The 16,836-nt window shown below is 67.0% G+C and carries 10 protein-coding genes; 1 reads left to right on the top strand and 9 read right to left on the bottom strand.

From position 1 onward, the window contains the following. Positions 1–93: 93 nt before the first annotated feature. The 7 genes from Q0627_RS08250 to ftsY all read right to left on the bottom strand — a co-directional run bounded on the left by Q0627_RS08250 (position 94) and on the right by ftsY (position 10,578). Positions 94–1,107 carry a Fic family protein gene (locus Q0627_RS08250; RefSeq protein ID WP_291015447.1) on the bottom strand — a complete coding sequence of 338 codons (1,014 nt, stop codon included), beginning with the start codon at positions 1,105–1,107 and terminating at the stop codon, positions 94–96. A 409-nt stretch (positions 1,108–1,516) separates the two neighbouring features. After that, entirely contained in the window at positions 1,517–2,596 is a 1,080-nt protein-coding gene (locus Q0627_RS08245; protein WP_298808962.1) for an amidohydrolase family protein, read from the bottom strand. 24 nt (positions 2,597–2,620) lie between these two features. Beyond that, a complete protein-coding gene (gene ffh / locus Q0627_RS08240; RefSeq protein WP_298808959.1) occupies positions 2,621–4,198 on the bottom strand; it encodes a signal recognition particle protein in 1,578 nt (525 codons plus the stop codon). 29 nt (positions 4,199–4,227) lie between these two features. Continuing rightward, on the bottom strand, positions 4,228–6,804 hold the full coding sequence (locus Q0627_RS08235; protein WP_291015444.1) for a [protein-PII] uridylyltransferase: 2,577 nt from the start codon (positions 6,802–6,804) through the stop codon (positions 4,228–4,230). Positions 6,805–6,983: 179 nt separating this feature from the next. Continuing rightward, the gene (locus tag Q0627_RS08230) at positions 6,984–7,322 is read right to left on the bottom strand and encodes a P-II family nitrogen regulator (protein WP_291015443.1); all 339 of its coding nucleotides are present in this window, start codon (positions 7,320–7,322) and stop codon (positions 6,984–6,986) included. A 49-nt stretch (positions 7,323–7,371) separates the two neighbouring features. Next, positions 7,372–8,703, bottom strand: a complete 1,332-nt coding sequence (locus tag Q0627_RS08225) for an ammonium transporter (protein WP_291015442.1) — start codon at positions 8,701–8,703, stop codon at positions 7,372–7,374. 222 nt (positions 8,704–8,925) lie between these two features. Next, complete coding sequence (gene ftsY / locus Q0627_RS08220; RefSeq protein WP_291015441.1) at positions 8,926–10,578, bottom strand: signal recognition particle-docking protein FtsY; 1,653 nt, start codon at positions 10,576–10,578, stop codon at positions 8,926–8,928. 214 nt (positions 10,579–10,792) lie between these two features. On the opposite strand from ftsY, the gene Q0627_RS08215 reads away from it, so the two are divergent. Then, a complete protein-coding gene (locus Q0627_RS08215; RefSeq protein WP_298808953.1) occupies positions 10,793–12,328 on the top strand; it encodes an AMP-binding protein in 1,536 nt (511 codons plus the stop codon). Between the two features lie 10 nt (positions 12,329–12,338). On the opposite strand, the gene Q0627_RS08210 is transcribed toward Q0627_RS08215, so the two are convergent. Further along, positions 12,339–13,187, bottom strand: a complete 849-nt coding sequence (locus Q0627_RS08210) for a hypothetical protein (protein WP_298808951.1) — start codon at positions 13,185–13,187, stop codon at positions 12,339–12,341. Between the two features lie 11 nt (positions 13,188–13,198). Next, on the bottom strand, positions 13,199–16,801 hold the full coding sequence (gene smc, locus Q0627_RS08205) for a chromosome segregation protein SMC (RefSeq protein WP_298808948.1): 3,603 nt from the start codon (positions 16,799–16,801) through the stop codon (positions 13,199–13,201). Between the last annotated feature and the right edge of the window lie 35 nt (positions 16,802–16,836).

Genomic DNA, 16,836 nt, shown 5'->3' with positions numbered 1-16,836 from the left:
GGCCGGACCTCGAAAGAGTCCGGCCCGCAAGATGGCTCACCACTTACGCCAAATACACGCTGTTGCGACGACGCCCATCCGCTTACGGGTGCGCTACGCCCAATCAGAGCGGGTCAGGACCTGTAAGAGTTCGCTGTTGATGAACAGCCTGTCGCGGCCGACCTTGATATCCCCGAGCATGCCTGCGGCGACGAGCGCCTCGAGACGCTTCGTCGCCGTCGGGCGGGATACGCCAGTACGTGAAACCACGGTGGGGATCCGACAGTAGGGCTGCTCGAAGAGCACTGCCAACAGTTCTCTGTCTCCACCACCACGGGTAACCGCGCTGGCGCGGCGCGCAAAGTCGTCGGCCAGTTCGATGATCGCGGTGATCTTGCTCAGCACCGAGCGCGATGTCTGGTCAACTCCGTGCAGCATGTAGACAATCCAGTCTTCCCAGGCTCCCTCCCCCGTGACCGCGAGCAAGTGTCGGTAGTAGTCGTCTTTCGTCGCGCTGATGTACCGCGACAGGTAGAGGATCGGCGATGCAAGCAACCCGAGATGACACAGCATCAGGATGTTGACAATCCGACCAGTTCGTCCGTTACCGTCGGCGTACGGATGGATCGCTTCGAACTGGTAATGCGCGACCGCCATGCGCACCAACGGGTCTAATCCGTTGTCTGCGTGGATGAAACGCTCCCAATCCGCCAGCTTCTCCTGGATGATCTCCTTCCCATCAGGCGGTGTGTACGTCACCTCGCCCGTGATCGGATGAGCCAGATGAGTACCAGGCAGGTCACGCACTCGCATGTCCCGCCCCTTGATGGTGGTGCAGATTCTTGTTGCCGTCGCCGCAGTCAATCCGCGTTCCTCCACGGCGTCATATCCGACGCGGAGGGCCGTCCTGTATCGCAACGCCTCCCTGGTGGCCGGATCAGCCGAGTCGTCGTCGTCGAGGAATCTGAACAGCGCGTCAGTGGTAGTGACGATGTTCTCGATCTCGGAGCTCGCCTGAGCCTCGATCAACGGAATGGTATTGATCAGGATCGTCGGGTCCGGAATCGAAGCAGCGGCCTGGTCGAGTCGGGCGAGGGAAGCGCGGGCATCGATCGTCGCCTTCAGCACACGCGGAGTCTCCAGCGCATCCGCCCGCGGAGGCTGCGGTAGTGAGTTGTAGGGCCTACGCGGATCCCAGGTCGTCATGAGGAAACAGTGCCGCAACACACCCAACATGTAAAGTTTTTGCCGATTTTTTTACATATTTCGCCGATGTGTAAAGATTCTTTACATGTCTACCGGCCACGCGACACCCCGCAGCGCGGACGTAGGCGGTCGGACTGGGGACATAAAAGAGCCGGGTTCGGATGTGGTTGCTTACCCCGCGAAAAGCATCCATATCCGAACCCGACTGCAACTTAAACGCTACATTACTACCGAGTAAGAACCAACCCCATTGCAACGTTTGTGCCACATATCACAGTGACCCTAGCGCGAGAACCGACCCCGGAACAGGGCCGAATGATGTAGCGCGTAGTTACACGATCCGCAGGCCCGAACACATGATGACCGTCGGCGAACGCAACGTGGTGATGCTCTCGCGCGGATCGTCGGACACGACCAGGAAGTCTGCTCGATCGCCCTCGGCCAGCCCACCGGCTCCGAGCCACCGCCGGGCGTCGACGCTGGCCGCCGCCAACGCATCGACAGGTCCCCAGCCGAGGCCGACGAGTGCCTCGATCTCGTCGACGATGCGTCCGTGTGTGATGAATCCACCTGCGTCGGTGCCGGTGAACATCTGCACCCCGGCCTCGCGGGCTGCGGCGAACACCGTCCCGGCACTGGCGTGGAGCGAACGCATATTGGCCTGATAGACCGGGAACCGGTCCGCGCCGTCGGCGATACCCGGGAAGTTGTCCACCTGAATCACGGTGGGCACCAAGGTAATTGATCGATCGACAAGGGCATCGATGAGATCCGGGGTCAAGCCGGTGCCATGTTCGATACAGTCGAACCCCGCGTCGATGATGTCGCCGAGAGCGTCCGTACCGAAGACGTGCGCGGTGATCCGGGCCCCGGCGGCGTGAGCCGCTGCCGCCGCGGCCTCCAGGGTGGTGCGGTCCCACAGCGGTGCGAGGTCACCCACGTCGCGGTCGATCCAGTCGCCGACGATCTTGACCCACCCGTCGCCGTCCGCCGCCTGCCGTGCCACCTCGGCAGGCAGGTCGGACGGATCGACCAGATCGACGCTGTACCCGCGCATATACCGCTTGGGCCGGGCGATGTGGCGCCCCGACCGGATGAACCTCGGACACAGCGGATCGTCATCGAGCGGATGCGTGTCCAGCGGCGAGCCGACCTCGCGGATCAGCAGGGCCCCGGCCTTCGCGTCGGCGTACGCCGATTGCCGGGCCTGCTCGATGGTGACGTCGAGCCCCGGAGCGATCCCGACATGATTGTGCGCGTCGACCAGCCCCGGGACGATCCAGCCGCCGTCGACGGCGGTCTCGGCCGACGCGACGGGCTCGTACGTGATCCGCCCATCGACGACCCAGAACTCGAGCGACTGCTCGGTGAACGGATCGATTCCGCGAAATCGCAACGCGCCCTGTGCCATCGGCCCTCCCGTCGACATCGCGGCCTAGTTGCCGCGCTTCTTCGGCTGCTGGAACTGCGAGACGTCGATGCCTTCAAGTCCCGGCGGCAGTTCGTTGAGCCCGGCGGGCATGTTGGACAGATCGGGGAATCCGGCAGGCATACCAGGCATGCCGCCCATTCCCGGGAAACCGCCGCGCACCTTCGGCGGAGTGGGTCCGCGTCCACGGCCCTTTCCCTTCTTGCCCTTGCCTTTACGCGCATTGCGGCGACCGGCGGCGGGCCCGAAACCCATGCGCCCGGACATCTGCGCCATCATCTTGCGGGCTTCGAAGAATCGGTCGACCAGCTGGTTGACCTCGCTCACCGTGACACCCGATCCGTTGGCGATGCGCAGCCGTCGGGAAGCGTTGATGATCTTCGGGTTCTCTCGCTCGGCGGGAGTCATGCCGCGGATGATGGCCTGCACCCGGTCGAGCTGCTTGTCGTCGACCTGCGCGAGCACGTCCTTCATCTGGCCGGCACCGGGAAGCATCCCGAGAATGTTGCCGATCGGACCCATCTTGCGGATCATCAGCATCTGTTCGAGGAAGTCCTCGAGGGTCAGGTCGCCCTGGGTGATCTTGGCGGCGGCGGCCTCGGCCTGCTGCTGGTCCCAGTGCTGTTCGGCCTGTTCGATGAGGCTGAGCACGTCGCCCATGCCCAGGATGCGGCTCGCCATCCGGTCCGGGTGGAAGACGTCGAAGTCTTCGAGTTTCTCGCCGGAGGAGGCGAACATGATCGGCCGGCCGGTGACCTCACGCACCGACAGCGCCGCACCACCGCGGGCGTCGCCGTCGAGTTTGGTGAGCACGACGCCGGTGAATCCGACGCCCGATTGGAACGCCTCGGCCGTGGAGACCGCGTCCTGACCGATCATCGCGTCGACGACGAACAGGACCTCGTCCGGGTTGGTGGCCTCGCGGATGTCGGCGGCCTGCCGCATCAGCTCCTCGTCGATACCGAGGCGGCCGGCGGTGTCGATGACCACCACGTCGTAGTGCTGGGACACCGCCTCGTCGATACCGGCCCGCGCCACCGCCACCGGATCGCCGGAGCTGACGCCGAGAACACCCTCGCTGCCGACGCTGGTCCCCGGATGCGGCGCGAACACCGGCACTCCGGCTCGTTCGCCGACGATCTGCAGCTGCGAGACCGCGCCGGGACGCTGCAGGTCACAGGCCACCAACAGCGGGGTGTGACCCTGCTGCTTGAGCCAGTGACCGAGCTTGCCGGCCAGGGTGGTCTTACCCGCGCCTTGCAGGCCGGCGAGCATGATGATCGTCGGCGGCTTCTTGGCGAACTGCACGCGCCGGGTCTCACCGCCGAGGATCCCGACGAGTTCCTCGTTGACGATCTTGACGACCTGCTGGGCCGGGTTGAGGGCGGCCGACACCTCTGCACCCTTGGCGCGCTGCTTGATCTTGGCGATGAACCCGCGGACCACCGGCAGCGAGACGTCGGCTTCGAGCAGCGCCAGGCGGATCTCGCGGGCGGTCCGGTCGATGTCGGCGTCGGACAGTCGGCCTTTGCCGCGCAGATCCTTCAGGGCACCGGTCAACCGGTCGGAGAGGGAATCGAACATTTCTCTAGTGTTCCATGTCTGCGGCCGGGTCAGCTGATCGGCACACCTGAGCGGGAGGTTCCGCCCGTGGTGCCGTGTCCATGACCCGAGTCCGGTTCGACGCGCGGCTGCGGTTGCGGGCAGACGGCCAGGATGTCGGCCTCGACCGCGGCCCGGAACTGCGGGTCGTCGATACTGTGCGCCGGATCCGAACGCCGAACACAGAACGTGTCGACGACGGTGTTGCCGAGCGTGGTCACCTTGGCCCAGCGCACGTCGACGCCATGCGATTCCAGCACCGCGCTGACCCGGCTGAGCAGTCCGATCCGGTCGTCCACGCGCAGTTCCAGGATGGCCTGGCCACCGGCTTCACCGGCACCGTCACCCTGATCCGCCGGCGCACCCGACCACAGGATCTTGGTGGGTGCGACGGCGAACAGCGCGGGGACCGCGAACTTGGCGTGGCCTGCCCCGTCGGCGGCGGGGTCGGTGCTGCCCGCCGACGCCGACACCCCGGCCATCGCGCCGACGCCCTCGGCGATGCTGCCGATCGTGGGGACCGGGGACTCGGCCTCGCGGGCATCGAGGCGGGCGAGAACGTCGACTTTGCCCTCGATCGCCGCGATCAGTTGCTGACGCATCAGCCCGACCTCGGGTGGGGTGCCGAACCGCGGCACCACCACAAAGGTGTTGACCGCGCTGCCCGCGTGGCTGCGTACCGACGCCGACTGCGCTCGCAGGCCGTGCAGGCCGAGCACACCGGCCATCTTCGACAGCAGCCCCGGCCGATCGGGGGCGACCATGGTGACGGTGTAGGTGTGCAGCCCTTCGGCCGGGGAGATCTCCACGGCGAATCCACCCGCCTCGGCCAGGGCGATCTGCTCCGGCGACAACGGTTCAGCGACAACGGGTTCGGCACCGTCGATGAGTCGCAGGCAGCGCCGGACCAGGTCGAGGATGAGCGAGGACTTCCAGTCACCCCAGACGCCGGGGCCGGTGGCCAGCGAATCCGCTTCGGCCAGGGCTGCAAGCAATTCGAGCAGCACCCTGCTGCCACCGAGGGTGTCGATGACGAACTGCGCCGTGTCCGGGTCGTCGAGGTCACGCCGGGTGGCCACCGACGGCAGCAGCAGGTGATGGCGCACCATCTCCGACAGGATCGTGACGTCCTGCGGCCACAGCCCCATCCGGTTGCCGAGCTGTATCGCAAGTTCGGCACCGACGATGCTGTGGTCGGCGCCGCGCCCTTTGCCCAGGTCGTGAATCAACGCACCCAGCACCAGCAGATCTGGACGGGCCACGCGAGTTGTCATCGCGCTGGCGTAGGAGGCGGCCTCCACCAGATGCCGGTCGACGGTCCAGGAATGGATCGCATCGCGCGGCGGCAGGTCGCGCACCGCACCCCATTCGGGAATCAGCCGGCCCCACAAGCCCGTCCGGTCCAGCGCCTCGATCGGATCGACCATGTGATGACCCGACCCGAGCAGCACGAGCAGGTCACTGAGCGCCTCCTTCGGCCACGGTTCGCGCAGCTCCGGCGCATAGTCGGCGAGTCTGTTCAGCGTCGAGGCGCTGATCGGCAGGCCCGTACGTGCCGACGACGCCGCCACCCGCAGAATCAGACCCGGATCCCTGCTCGGAATCGCGTTGCGCGCCAGCACGACCTCGCCGTTGTGCTCGACAACGCCTTCATCGAGTGGGCGACGCACGGGTGTGCGTCGGAGCTTGGCCAGACCGCGCCGCGGCAACGCATTGCCCGCTGTTCGCAGGCCCACGTCGATGGAGTAGCTGATGGTACGCGCGGCGTCGCTGATGGATCGGGCCAGGTCGAACCGGTCCCCGATCCGTAGTGCCGCACCGATCTCGTCGGCGTCCTGGGCGCGCACCTGTTCACGCGGACGGCCGGCGATGCGGTGCAATTCGGTGCGGATGTCGAGCAGCCGCACGTACGCGGTCTGCGGCGCCGATCCCGAGGAATCGGCACGCGCGGTCGACAGGCCGTCGGTCAGTTGCGCGATGGCCAGCGCCCCGAGCAACTGGACATCGCGCAGGCCACCCCGGCCGCTCTTGAGATCGGGTTCGGCGCGGTGCGCGATGTCGCCGGCCCGGCGCCACCGGTCCTGGGCGTGGGCGACGACATCGGGAAACCGGGTGCGGATCTGGGCACGCCACTGCTGGCGCACACCTCCGATGAGCAGCTTCGACAGGTCCTCGTCGCCGGCGATGTGCCGGGCTTCGAGCAGGCCGAGCGCGGCGGTGACGTCCTCGGCGGCCACCGACAGCGCCTGCGGCACAGTGCGCACCGAATGATCGAGCGGGATGTTGGCATCCCAGAGGGGATACCACAGCCCGTCGGCGACCTCGGACACCGTCGCCGTGGGCAGGTCGTCGTGCAGGAGGATGAGGTCGAGATCGGAGAAGGGCAACAACTCGCCGCGGCCGAGTCCGCCGACCGCGACGATCGCCAGCCCGCTGTCGGCGGAGATGCCGAGTTCGGCCGCTTTGCTGTTGAGCCAGAACTCGTGCAGGTCGACGAGCACCTGACGCAAACCCGGTGCGTCGAGTTTGCCGGCGCGCGCCGAGGTGAGGAGCTGACGCCTGGCCTGGGCAAGATCTGTTGCTGCCATGGGGTTTTCGATACCTCGCAGATCCGTGGAAGGGGCTGATACCCGGCGAATGACCGTGCGCTGTGCGCCGGTCGTGAGATGGTCGCGGCCCCGCGCCTGACTTGTCATCAGTCGCGGGGCCGCGATGCACGGTGCGGACCGGGCGATCGACCAGTAACTGATCGACCCCGGGTGGTGGGTTACAGGGCCTCGGCCCCGCGCTCACCGGTGCGGACCCGGACCACCGAGTCGACCGGGGAGACCCAGACCTTGCCGTCACCGATCTTGCCGGTGCGGGCGGCCTCGACGATCACATCGACGACCTTGTCCACGGCCGCGTCGTCGACGACGACCTCGACCCGGACCTTCGGCACGAAGTCGACGGAGTACTCGGCACCCCGGTAGACCTCGGTGTGTCCCTTCTGGCGGCCGTAGCCCTGGACCTCGCTCACGGTCATCCCGAGGATGCCCGCCTGTTCCAGTCCGGCCTTCACGTCTTCGAGCGTGAACGGCTTGACGATGGCAGTGATCAGCTTCATGAATTATCCCTCTCCACAGAATTCAGCGTAGTTGTCGATGTGAGCGCGTTCACGCTGATTCATAGGCGGTCTCGGCGTGTTCTGCCTCATCGATGCCGACCTTCTCATCCTCATCGCTGACGCGCCAGCCCAGCGGCTTGAGGGCGTAGGCGATGGCGGCGGTGAGAACACCGGTGAAGACGAGGGCGAACAGCGCGATCACGAACTGCACGACCAGCAGTTTGCCGTCACCGCCCCAGAACAGGCCGTCACCCTTGGCGAGCAGACCGATGCCGATGGTGCCCCAGAGGCCGGCGACGAGGTGGACGCCGACGACGTCGAGCGAGTCGTCGTAGCCGAACTTGTTCTTCAGTCCGATGGCGACGGCGGCCAGTGCACCGGCGACCGCACCGAGGATCAGCGAGCCGACCGGGGTCAGCGCACCGCAGGCGGGGGTGATGGCGACCAGGCCGGCGACGATACCCGAGGCGGCACCCACGCTGGTGGCGTGCTTGTCGCGGATCAATTCGACTGCGAGCCAGCCGAGGATCGCGGCGGCGGTGGCGGCGGTGGTGTTGACCCAGACCAGGCCGGCGGTCATGTCGGCGGCGAGTTCGGAACCGACGTTGAAGCCGAACCAGCCGAACCACAGCAGCGCGGCGCCGAGCATGACGAACGGGATGTTGTGCGGGCGGTAGGCGGTGCGGCCGAAACCGACGCGCTTACCGATGATGACGGCCAGAACCAGGGCAGCTACACCGGCATTGATATGCACCACGGTGCCACCGGCGAAGTCGACGGGTGCGACCTTGGCCTCGCCGTCTTCACTGCCGAAGATCCACGACGCGAAGCCCCGCTCGGCACCGGACATGATGCCACCGCCCCACACCATGTGGGAGAGCGGGAAGTAGACCACGGTCGTCCACACCACGGTGAACACCAGCCAGGTGGAGAACTTCACACGTTCGGCGAGCGCACCGGAGATCAGAGCGACGGTGATGACGGCAAAGGTCAGCTGGAAGCCCATGAACACGATCGACGGAATGGATCCGCCGCCGGTGACGTACAGAGTTTCCCCACCCTGTTCGATCGTGTTGGTCAGCTGGTCTGAGCCGAACAGCGAGAACGGATTGGCGAAGATGCCTGCGAAGTCGTCGTCGTTGGTGATACTGCTGCTGAAGGCCATTGAGAAGCCCCACAGCACGTATACGACGCTGACCGTGGCCATCGAGCCGAAGGACATCATCATCATGTTCAGAACGGATTTACCGCGGGAAAGACCTCCGTAGAAGAAGGCCAGGCCCGGGGTCATCAGCAACACGAGGGCCGCGGAGGTAAGAATCCACGCCGTGTCGCCAGTGTCGAATGTGCCAAACGAATCTGTTGGCAGCGCGAGAACCACTGTATGAAACCTCCTGACGAGTTACGCCGACCTCTCGGCGCCTGTGATGACTCTGTCGGGCGGTGGTTTCCGTGGTGGTGCGCTGATGTTTCATGCCGGTGAACCACGACGCAGAATATATTTCATATGCGTAAACCGTCAGGACGGCTCTCAGCGGTATCTCACAGCGGCCCTACGCAGGTGCGAGTTCTCGTCCCCCGCGTAGGGCCCGGATCGATGGACCTACAACAGTGCGTCGACGAATGCTCCCGGTTCGAACGGCGCGAGGTCGTCGGCTCCCTCACCGAGGCCGACGAGCTTCACCGGAACACCCAGTTCCTCCTGAACGTGGAACACGATGCCGCCCTTGGCGGTGCCGTCAAGTTTGGTCAGCGCCACCCCGGTGATCTTGACGACGTCGGCGAACACCCTGGCCTGCACGAGACCGTTCTGGCCGACCGTCGCGTCGAGAACCAGGATCACCTCGTCGACGGGGGCCTTCTTCTCCACGACCCGCTTGACCTTGTCGAGCTCATCCATCAGACCGGTCTTGGTGTGCAGGCGGCCGGCGGTGTCGATCATGACGACGTCGACACCCTCTTCGATGCCCTTGGCGACGGCATCGAAGGCCACCGAGGCCGGGTCGGCATTCTCCTTACCGCGCACAACCTGCGCCCCGACGCGCTCACCCCAGGTCTGCAGCTGGTCGGCGGCGGCGGCGCGGAAGGTGTCGGCGGCACCGAGCAGCACCCGCCGGCCGTCGGCGACCAGCACGCGGGCCAGTTTGCCGGTGGTGGTGGTCTTACCGGTTCCGTTGACTCCCACGACCAGCATCACCGACGGCCGGTCGGCATGCGGCAGCGCCCGGATCGACCGGTCGTATTCGGGATGCAGTTGCGCGACGAGCACCTTGCGCAGCAGCGCGCGGGCATCGTCGGCGGTGCGGACTGGGTTGCTGGCCAGTTCGGTGCGCAGGTTCTCCACGACAGCCGTGGTGCAGGTGGTGCCCAGGTCGGCCATGATCAGCGTGTCCTCGATCTCCTCCCAGCTGTCCTCATCGAGGTCACCGGCACCGAGCAGACCCAGCATCGACTTGCCGATGGCCCCCTGCGACCGGGACAGGCGTCCACGCAGTTTGCCGAGCCGGCCCGCGGTGGGCGCGATCTCGTCGATGGCCGGTGCCACAGTCGCCGGTTCGGCGGTGTCCGGGACGATGATCTCGTCGGCCTGCGTGGTCTCGGGCGCTATGGCGGTCCCGGTTGTGACGACCTCGGGTTCCGGGGTCGACGGTGCCGTCACTTCGGGTGCGGTTGCGGTTTCGGACGCCGCTGGAGCGCCCGATGCGTCGGGCTCGGTGACGGTGGGCTCCGCCGCGGGCGGTTCGTCGGTGGTGACGAACCCGGCAGTCACGTCGGACTCGTCGGTCACCACCGCCTCTGTCGTGACCTCCGCTTGGGTGGTGACCTCCGCGTCCGTGATGACCTCGGGCCCGGCCGCAACCTCAGGCTCTGCGGTCACTTCCGGCTTCGCGATGACCTCCTGCTCCGCGGCGATCTCCGGCGCGGTGCCTACCTTCGGCTGTGCGGGGGCCTCGGGCTGTGCGGGGGCCTCGGGCTGTGCGGGGGCCTTCGCGACGGTTTCCGGTTCGCGAGGTTTGGGTGGTTCCGCGAGCGCCGTCGATCCCTGACTGAAGCTGAATCCGGACCCGGCCTTGTAGCCGCCGGACCTGTCGACCTGGCGCCCGGTGCCGTCGGGGGTACCGTCGACCTGCTTGGTTGCCGGTTTGTCCTCGGTGAGCGAGATCTGGCGGCGCCGCGCCAGCACGGTCCCGAGGCCGATCAGCGCGACGATGAGCAGTACCGCCACCACGATGCCGATGACCAGTCCTGAGTTCACTCCACACGTCCTTCCGTAGCGTCTGCTCCAGTCAATCAGACGAGTGCGCCGGACACCGATCGGGCGAGGCGAACACCCACGTCTGTATGCGCACCACACCGTTCGGTGAAGCCACCGCGTTCAACGAAGCCACCGCGTTCAACGAAGCCACCACGAGGCTGCGACCACCCGGCATACGATCGCCCTCGGACCCCGCATCAAGGAGGAGTTGCCTGTGTTTCCCGGAGCATTCGTCGCCACCACCCCGGACAAGCCCGCGGTGATCGCCGCCGCGACCGGTGAGTCGCTGACCTATCGCGAATTGGATGAGAACTCCACCCGGATCGCCAATCACCTCGCGGCACTGGGACTCCGGCCGGGTGACAACATCACTGTTGTCTCGGCCAACGATCTGCACATCTTCGAGGTGTACTGGGCGGCGCTGCGCAGCGGTCTGTACATTACGGCGATCAACCACCACCTGACGGCGGAGGAGACCAACTACATCCTCACCGATTGCGGTGCGAGTGTGCTGTTCGCCGGCGCCTCCGTAGCCGCTGCCGTCGCCGACGCCGGGCAGATCGAGGCACTCGGCCGGCCCGGTCACCGCATCGTGTGGGGCGGCGAACTCGACGGCTTCGACAACTATGAGCACGTCCTGGCGACTGCGTCACCCAAGCCGCGCGCCGATCAGCCGCGCGGAACCGACTTCCTGTACTCCTCGGGAACCACCGGTCGGCCCAAAGGCATCAAGATTCCCCTTCCGGACGGCCAGGTCGACCAGATCCCCGACACCTACACGGTGGTATTCGGCGGTTTGTTCCAGTTCACCGCCGACACGGTGTACCTGTCCCCCGCACCGCTGTACCACGCTGCGCCACTGCGCTATTGCGGTGTCACCAATTCGGTGGGCGGAACCGTGATCATGCTCGACCGATTCGAGCCCGAGGCGGCGCTGGCCGCCATCGACAAGTATCGGGTCACCCACAGCCAGTGGGTACCGACAATGTTCATCCGGATGCTCAAGCTGCCCGCCGAGATCCGCGAACGCTACGACGTGAGCAGCATCCGGTACGCCGTCCACGCGGCCGCACCGTGCCCGGTCGAGGTCAAACGCGCGATGATCGAATGGTGGGGACCGGTGATCCACGAATACTGGGCGTCGACGGAGGCCGCAGGAGCCACCATCATCGGGCCGCAGGACGCCCTGGAACGTCCGGGCTCGGTCGGGAAGGCACTGCTGGGCATCATCCACATCTGCGACGACGCCGGAGCCGAGCTACCCACAGGCGATGTGGGGCTGGTGTTCATCGAACGCGACTTCGTGCCGTTCCAGTATCACAACGATCCGGTCAAGACCCGCGAGGCCCAGCATCCCGAGCACGAAACCTGGTCCACCACAGGTGATATCGGCTACCTCGACGAGGACGGATTCCTGTACCTGACCGACCGCAAGGCGTTCACCATCATCTCCGGCGGGGTCAACATCTATCCGCAGGAGGCGGAGAACGTCCTCATCGGCCATCCGGCGGTGTACGACGTCGCGGTGATCGGCGTCCCCGACCCGGATCTCGGCGAGGTCGCCAAGGGGTGCGTCCAGTTGGCGCCCGGTCACGTCCCCTCTGCTGAACTCGCCGCCGAATTGCTGGCCTTCACCGGTGAGCGGATCGCCGCCTACAAAGTGCCCCGGTCGATCGACTTCCTGGACGATCTGCCCCGCACTCCCACCGGCAAACTGGTCAAGCGCGAACTGCAGAAGCAATACCTGTAGCGGACCCGACTCACCCGGCCATGGGTTCAGCCCGGTCCTCCGGGTCTGGCCCGCCCGCGGCGTCGGCGGCGGCCCCCCCCGCCGAGCGCACCATCCGCCAGCCCGATGCCCCGCCGCCGACCACCACATCGTTGGCGGTGAACGCCGCCGCGATCCCCGCGTCGGACACTTCGACCCCGACGACGGTGACCGCTTCGGTGAGGGCGTCTAGGTTCAGAGTGAGCCGGTTGACGAACATCTGGACGAAATCGGCCAGGACGTACGCGCCGAACACCTCGGCCCGCAGCACCGTGAACCGGATCCTGCCGTGGTCCACCCGGGGTTTGAGGGTGATGGCCACCGGGACGGGGACGATCATCACCTGCGCCGATACCTTCACCCGCAAGGTGGACCTGGCGATGTCTCCGCTGATCGACGTGACGGTCCCGGTTCCGGCCGACCCCGCGGCCAGCGCCATCAGCCGTTCGAAGGAGATCTGCGCCGACGCGTCGATACCCCGAACATGGGTCAGGCGGCTCTTGTCGTAGGTCAGGTCGTCGGCCGTGCCGGTCACCACGATCCCGTCGACCTCGATGATTCCGCGCAGTTCCCCGATCGTCGTCCGGTTGCCCAGGGTGAGGCGATCGGCGCGCACATCGGTCCATTCGCCGCCGGCGCCGAATCCGCTCGCGCGCACGTGCGGCACCATCCCGAAGTACTGCAGCACGATCGGGCGCGGACTCAGCGCCACCACGATCGGGTAGCCGGCCACCTCCGAGAGCCGCCCGGTGAGCCGGTCGGTGATGACGCGCCGCGCGAGCACTTCGGCGACCACGAGAATGGTCACCAACAGCACGAGGAGCACGAGTGCGTTTTCCATCAGCGCAGAGGCTACCCGGGTTCGGTGGCGGGGACGGCGATATCGACGCCGCGCAGACGCTGCGAGATGACCGTGGTGATTCCGTCGCCGCGCATGCTGACGCCGTACAGCGCGTCGGCGACCTGCATGGTCGGCTTCTGGTGGGTGATCACAATGAGCTGCGACTTTTCCCGCAATTGTTCGAACAGCCCGATGAGTCGTTGCAGGTTGGTGTCGTCGAGGGCGGCCTCCACCTCGTCCATCACATAGAACGGGGACGGCCGCGCCCGGAAGATGGCCACCAGCATCGCGACGGCGGTCAGCGACTTCTCCCCACCGGACAGCAGCGACAGCCGTTTGACCTTCTTGCCGGGCGGGCGGGCCTCCACCTCGATGCCGGTGGTCAGCATGTCGTTCGGGTCGGTGAGCACCAGCCGGCCCTCGCCGCCGGGGAACAGTGAGGCGAATACCTGCTCGAATTCGCGCTCGACGTCGGCGTAGGCCTCGGTGAACACCTGCAGTATGCGCGCGTCGACCTCCTCTACTACGGCCAGCAGATCCGCGCGGGCACCCTTGACGTCCTCGAGCTGCGCGGACAGGAAGTTGTAACGTTCCTCCAGCGCTGCGAACTCCTCCAGGGCAAGGGGATTGACCTTGCCGAGGGTATTGAGGTCCCGCTGTGCCCGCTTGGCCCGGGTTTCCTGGGTGCGCCTGTCGAACGGCATCGGCGCGGGCGCCACCACCTGGTCGCCGCGTTCCTTGGCCTGCTCGTATTCGGCGATCTCCAGCGCAGATGGCGGCATCGGCACATCCGGACCGTATTCGGCGATCAGGTCGTCGGGGGTGATCGCGAACGATTCGACGATCTGCTCTTCGAGCTGTTCGATGCGCAACGCCGCCTGCGCGCGCGCCAGCTCGTCACGGTGCACGCTGTCACGCAGGGCGTTGAGCCGGTCGGTGAGCTGCGCCGACTCCCGTTTGAGTTCATCGAGCGCGGCCGAACGCAACTTGCGGATGCCGTCAAGTTCGTCGCGTCCGCGTTGGGCCTGCGCCACCGCGGCACGCACCCGCTGGGCGACTTCGGTACCTACCCTCGCCACCGACTGCGCGACGACCGCGGACTCGCGACGGGCCTCGTCGGCCAGGCGCTGCCGTTCGCGATTCTCCCGCTCTCGCATCGCGGCGCTGCGCAGTGAGTCGGCCTTGCCGCGCACCGATGCGAGGCGTTCCTCCGCGGTCCGCAACGCCAGCCGCGCCTCCATCTCGACGCTGCGCGCGGCGCCGACGGCCTCACTGGCGGCGAGGCGTTCGAGATCGTCGTCGAGGGCGATGGGACCGGATTCGGTGGTGTCGCGCACGTTGCGCAGACGTTCTTCGAGTTCGTGCAGTGCGGCGAGGTTCTCGGCGCGGCTCTCCTCGGCACGATCGCGCTGGCGGGTCAGGCGTTCGGTCTCCGAGTGTGCCGTCCGCAGGTCCTGGCCCAGGCGGCCGAGCTGTTCGTAGGCCGCACCGAGGTTGGTATCGGATTCGTGCAGCGCCGCCAGCGCCGCCTCGGCCGATGCCTTGCGGTCGGCCTGTTCGGATTGCGCACCCGACAACGCGGCCGTGACCTCTTCGACGGTGCGCCGGGCCGCGTCGAGTTCGGCGCGGGCGGTATCGATCGCCGACTGCACCTCCAGGCTCGACTGCCGCCGCGCCGAACCGCCTTCGATGGCTGCGGGCCCGATCCGGTCGCCGTCGCGGGTGATTGCCCGGAGATGGTGGCGCTGCGCCAATCCCAGGCCCGCGGTGGCGTCGTCGACGACGACGGTGTCTGCGAGGAGCACTTCCAGCGCTCCGCGGACCGAATCGGGGCAGGTCACGACGTCGGCGGCCCAGCGCACTCCCGAAGGCAGGTCGACAACACGTCGAGTCCCGTTCACCGGCAGTCCGCTGACAATGAGCGCGGCCCGTCCGCCGTCCCCGGCGCGCAACGCGGTGAGCGCTCCGACCGCCGCGGTGCCATCGACGGTCACGATCGCGTCGGCGAGGCTGCCCAGAGCCGATGCCGCCGCCGTCTCGTATCCCGGTTCGACGGTGAGCAGTTCGGCAAGTGGCGCCAGCAGGCCGTCGGCGGCGTTCTGACGCAGCCATGCACCGCCGTCGCCGCGTTCGAGGCTGCCGGAGAGAACCTCGATGCGGGCAGTGAGTGAGGCGATCCGCTGCTCGGTGGTACGTTCCTCGGCCAGCAGGGCAGCCACCCGATCATCGGACAGCTCTAGCGCGGCCACACACCTGTCGTGGTGTTCATCGAGTCCGGCCTCGGCGCCTTCGAGTTCGGCTAGCAGTGTCTCGGCTGCGTCCTGTGCGTGACGGGCGTGGTCGGCGCGTTCGGAGGCCGCCGTGATCGCCTCGGTGAGCCGCGTGGTCTCCGCGTCGACGGATTCGGTGCGCGTACGCAGGTTGGCCACCTGCCCTTCGAGCCGGGCGATACCCTCACGCTGGTCGGCGATCGCCCGCACCGCCTCCAGATGGGCCCGTTCGGTGGCCTCGGCGAACGATTCCCGTTCGGCCAGCTCGGTTTTCGCCTCATCGAGTCGTTCGGCGGCCATTTCGACGGCCTCGGTCAGTTCCATCTCGGTATCGGCGGCCTCCTCGGCCTCCGTCTCGAGTTCTTCCGGATCGGGACCGCTGGGCAGCGCCGAGGGTTCGGACAGGTAGCGGCTACGTTCGCCGGCGACGCGACAGGTGGCGTCGACACGTTCGGCCAGTGCCGAGAGCCGGAACCAGCCCTGGCCGGCGGCTTCGGCGGCGGGCACGATCTCGGCGAGGTGGGTTTCGTGTTCGGCGGCGGCAGCGGTAACCGTGTCCAGTTGTGCTGTGACGGTGTCCTGTTCGCGACGCACCTCGTCCTCGACGGCGGTGTGCTGGGCCATCTCGGCACGGCGGGTCACCAGGTCGTCGGCGGCCAACCTCAGCCGGGCATCGCGCAGGTCGGCCTGGATGGTCTGTGCCCGGCGGGCGACCTCGGCCTGCCTGCCGAGCGGTTTGAGCTGACGGCGCAGTTCGGCGGTCAGATCGCCGAGCCGGTCGAGGTTGGCCTGCATCCCCTGTAGCTTGCGGACCGCCTTCTCCTTGCGGCGCCGATGCTTGAGAACACCGGCCGCCTCCTCGACGAAGGCGCGCCGGTCCTCGGGCCGCGATTCCAGGATCGCCGCCAGCCGCCCCTGTCCGACGATGACGTGCATTTCGCGGCCGATGCCCGAGTCCGACAGCAGTTCCTGCACATCCATCAACCGGCACGTGCTGCCGTTGATCTCATACTCACCGGCGCCGTCGCGGAACATCCGCCGCGTGATGGACACCTCGGAGTAGTCGATGGGAAGCGCGCCGTCGGCGTTGTCGATGGTCAAGGTGACCTCGGCCCGGCCCAGCGGAGGCCGCCCGGAAGTGCCGGCAAAGATGACGTCCTCCATCTTGCCGCCGCGCAACGCCTTGGCGCCCTGCTCCCCCATCACCCAGGTGAGCGCGTCGACGACGTTGGATTTGCCCGAGCCGTTCGGGCCCACCACACACGTGATGCCCGGCTCAAAGCGCAGCATCGTCGCCGACGCGAACGATTTGAACCCCTTGAGGGTCAGGCTCTTGAGATGCACGACCGACAACCCTACCCGCGGGCTACGACAGGTCC

Origin of the sequence: uncultured Gordonia sp., from assembly GCF_937858515.1 — a bacterium.
GTDB lineage: Bacteria > Actinomycetota > Actinomycetes > Mycobacteriales > Mycobacteriaceae > Gordonia.
Note: the sequence above shows the minus strand (reverse complement) of the source record. Positions and strands in the feature narration are given on the sequence as shown.